This window comes from Kineococcus vitellinus, from assembly GCF_009906315.1.
GTDB classification, from domain to species: Bacteria; Actinomycetota; Actinomycetes; order Actinomycetales; family Kineococcaceae; genus Kineococcus; species Kineococcus vitellinus.
In genome coordinates, this window is the sequence record NZ_JAAALL010000376.1 from 1 (window position 1) to 3,544 (window position 3,544).

The 3,544-nt window shown below is 77.9% G+C and carries 4 protein-coding genes; 3 read left to right on the top strand and 1 reads right to left on the bottom strand.

The features are described 5' to 3' along the window. From GTQ99_RS21070 to GTQ99_RS21080, 3 genes are all read left to right on the top strand, one after another. On the top strand, window positions 1-901 hold a 901-nt coding region (locus GTQ99_RS21070; RefSeq protein ID WP_166617657.1), incomplete at its 5' end, for a hypothetical protein. Further along, entirely contained in the window at window positions 898-1,314 is a 417-nt protein-coding gene (locus tag GTQ99_RS21075; protein WP_166617658.1) for a hypothetical protein, read from the top strand. The genes GTQ99_RS21070 and GTQ99_RS21075, both read left to right, overlap by 4 nt. A 10-nt stretch (window positions 1,315-1,324) precedes the next feature. Then, entirely contained in the window at window positions 1,325-2,398 is a 1,074-nt protein-coding gene (locus GTQ99_RS21080) for an aldose epimerase family protein (RefSeq protein WP_205707949.1), read from the top strand. On the opposite strand, the gene GTQ99_RS21085 is transcribed toward GTQ99_RS21080, so the two are convergent. After that, window positions 2,367-3,544, bottom strand: a 1,178-nt coding sequence (locus tag GTQ99_RS21085) for a YibE/F family protein (RefSeq protein WP_166617659.1), incomplete at its 5' end; no start/stop codon positions are given. The genes GTQ99_RS21080 and GTQ99_RS21085 overlap by 32 nt on opposite strands.

The following is a 3,544-nucleotide window of genomic DNA, read 5'->3' on the forward strand; positions in this document are numbered from 1 at the left end:
GCCCACGACCCTCGTCCCCACCGCCGTCCCCACCGCCGCACCGGTCGCCGCTGCGGGCTTCGGCTCACCGGTCGAGCGCCGCGCCGCGGCCCGCGAGCAGGCGCGGCTGGCCGCCGAGCGCGCCAGGGCGCGCCGCCGCCCGGGCTCCCCGCTGCTGACGAGCGCCGTGCTGGGCCTGGCGCTGCTGGCCGCCGGGGCCGTCGTGGTGGTGGGCCTGCTGACCACCGCCGAGCTGGACGTGCTGCCGCTGGCGCTCGCCGCCGCCGTGGCCGTCATGGCCCTCGGCGCGGTGCTGGCCGGGGTGCGCGGCCGGCGCACCGCCCTCGTCGGCCTGGCCTGGCCGCTGGCGGTGCTCGCCCTGGCCGCCTCGGTCGTGCCGCCGGCGAGCGGGTGGACGTGGCAGCTGGACCGCACCTGGCAGCCCGCGGCCGGTGGCGGCGCCAGCTCCGTCGTCGGCTGGCTGCGCGTCGACCCCGCCGACCTCGGTGCGGGCGAGCCCGCGACGGCCACCATCGCCGCCGGGCGCCTGGACGTCCTCGTCCCCGAGGGCGCCACGGTCCTGCTCGACGTGCAGGTCCTCGCCGGCTCGGTGCGCTGGGAGGGTTCCGCGCAGGTCGTCGAGCTCGACGCCGACGACGAGCGCGGCGTGCGCGGGCGGGTCACCGCCGGCGGGGTGCGCGACGGCGACGTGCCGGGTTCGCGCATCGACGGCGGCGTGAACCGCACCCGCGTCTTCGCGGTCGGCCCGGACGCCGCCGCGCTCGCCGAGGACGTGCGGGTCCGCGGCGGGGACCCCGAGGACTGGACGGTCCCCGCGGGGACCCCCGAACTGCGAGCGGTCGCCTGGACCGGTGAGGTCCGCGTCGGCGCCGCCGGTGGAACGCTCCTGGAGGCGTCGTGAACGAGCAGCGGGACGAGCAGCGGGACGAGCAGCGGGACGGGCGCTGGGACGAGGAGCGCGTGCGCCGGCAGGTGGAGCTGGAGGTGGAGCAGCGCGTGGCCGAGCGCCTGGAGCAGCGGGCGCAGCGGTGGGGCGGCGCAGCCGGGGGACCCGACGGCACCGGGCAGCGCGGGCAGAGCGGGGGGCCCGGGGTGGAGCCGGTGCGGGTGCACGGCCCCGACCTCGCCGTCGTCGTCGGCGGCCTGGTCCTGCTGGCGCTCGCCGTGGCCGTCGGTGCGCAGGAGCTGCTCGGGCGCAGCTGGGACTGGAAGTGGTACGCGGCCGGGGTGCTCGTGGCCGCCGGTCTCGCGGCCGCGGTGGGCTCGGCGCTGGCGGGGTTGCGACAGCGGGCCGCGTCCGCGGGGCGCCGGTAGCGTCGTGCCCGTGGACCTCGATCACGGCGTGTCGGTGGAGCAGGACTGGGGTCGTCTGGAGGACGGCACCCCCGTGGGGCGCTGGACGCTGGACGACGGCGCGGTGCGCGTCGGGCTCGTCGAGCACGGCGCGCGCGTGCAGTCGGCGCTGGTGCCCGGCCGCGACGGCGAGCGCGCCGACGTCGTCCTCGGCTTCGCGGACCTGGCCCCGTACGCGGCCGGGGGGCGCTCGTTCGGCGCGAGCGTCGGCCGGTTCGCCAACCGCATCGGCGGAGGCCGCTTCAGCCTCGACGGGCAGGCGTACGCGATTCCCGTCACCGACCGCGGCAACGCCATGCACGGCGGCCTGCGCCCGTTCTCGGAGCTGCTGTGGAGCGCGCACCCGGTCGAGGGCCGGTGCGGCGTCCGGTTCTCGCTGCTGAGCCCCGACGGCGACAACGGGTTCCCCGGGGCGCTGTCGGTGCACGTCACCTACGTCCTGCACGAGGGTGCGCTGACCGTCGAGTCGCTCGCCACGACCGACGCGGCGACGGTGCTGAACCTCACCAACCACTCCTACTTCAACCTCGCCGGCGACGGCTCCGGCACCGTCGACGGGCACCTGGTGCAGGTGCTCGCGGACCGGTTCCTGCCCGTCGACGGCACGGGCCTGCCGACCGGGGAGCTGCGTCCTGTGCAGGGCACCCCCTTCGACCTGCGCGAGCCGGTGGCCGTCGGCTCGCGCGTCGAGGCCGACGACGAGCAGCTGCTGCGCGGCAAGGGGTTCGACCACTGCTACGTGCTCTCCGACGAGCCGGGCGGCACGCGCTCGCAGAGCCTGGCCGCCCGGGTGGAGGAACCCGTCTCCGGCCGCGTGCTGGAGGTGTGGACCGACCAGCCGGGCCTGCAGCTCTTCACCGGCGGCTCGCTGGCCGGCACCCTCGTCGGCAAGAGCGGCGTCGCCTACGGGCCGCGCGCCGGCCTGGCGCTGGAGGCGCAGGGCCTGCCCGACGCCCCCAACCACCCGGAGTTCCCGAGCACGGTGCTGCGCCCGGGCGAGGAGTTCCGCAGCGTCACGGAGTTCCGGTTCCGGACCGCCGGGTGACCAGCGCGGCCGCCAGCGCGGTCGTCGCCGGGACGGTGAGCGCGAGCGCCGCGCCGCCGACGGCGGTGCGCACGACCTCGGTGGCGATCGCCGAGCCGGTCACCACCTGCCCCAGCGGCTGGGAGTACAGCTCGACCAGCAGCAGCGTCGGCAGCGCGGCGCCGGCGTAGGCGAAGGCCACGGTGTAGACGGTCGAGGCCAGGTGGTCGCGCCCCACGCGCATGCCGGCCGCGAACAGCGTGCGGAAACCGGCGGAGGGGTCCGCGGCGCGCAGCTCCCACACGGCCGCGGCCTGGGTGATCGTCACGTCGTTGAGCAGCCCGAGCGCGGCCACGAGCGTCCCGGCGAGGACGACCCCGCGCAGGTCGATCGCCCCGGTGAGGACGGTGACGGTGTAGGAGTTCTCGTCGTCCAGGCCCTGCAGGTGCGCGGCGTCCACGGCGAGCACGGCGACGGCGGCCGTCACCAGCAGCCCCGCCACCGTCCCCAGGAACGCGACGGTGGTGCGCGCGGAGACCCCGTGCGTCAGGTAGAGCACGACCCCCATGACGGCCGTCGCCGAGCTGAGGCCGACGACGACGGCGTCCTCCTGCGCCAGCAGCGCCGGCAGCACGTGGTAGGCGATGGCGAGGCCGCCGAGCCCGAGGCCGACGAGGGCGGCCAGGCCGCGCCGGCGCCCCACCGCGACGGTGAGCAGCACGAAGACGGCGACGGCGACCGCCAGCGGCACCCGCCGGTCGACGTCCTCCCACGCGTACGTGCTCGCGCCGCCGTCCTCGCCGGGGTAGCGGGTGAGGACCACCCGGTCCCCGCGCCCCAGGCCGCCGTGCACGACGGCCGCGGGCACCGGCACGGTCGCCGAGCCGCCGCCGTCGAGGGCGACGGTGACGTCCGGGCACTCGACGGTCTGCGGCAGCGTGCCGTCGGGCAGCCGCTCCTCGGCGATCTCGCCGCGGCAGGTGCGCATCGTCGTGGCCGTCACCTCGCCGCGCACCGGCTGCGCGCCGACGTAGCCGGTGTCGGCGCTGGGCACCTCGCGCGGCCAGGTCGCGGCGATGCCGCCGGCCGCGGCGAGCAGGACCGCGACGACGACGACGAGCAGCGTGCGGCGCACGCGCGCGGGCAGCGGGGCGGGCGGCGGAGCGC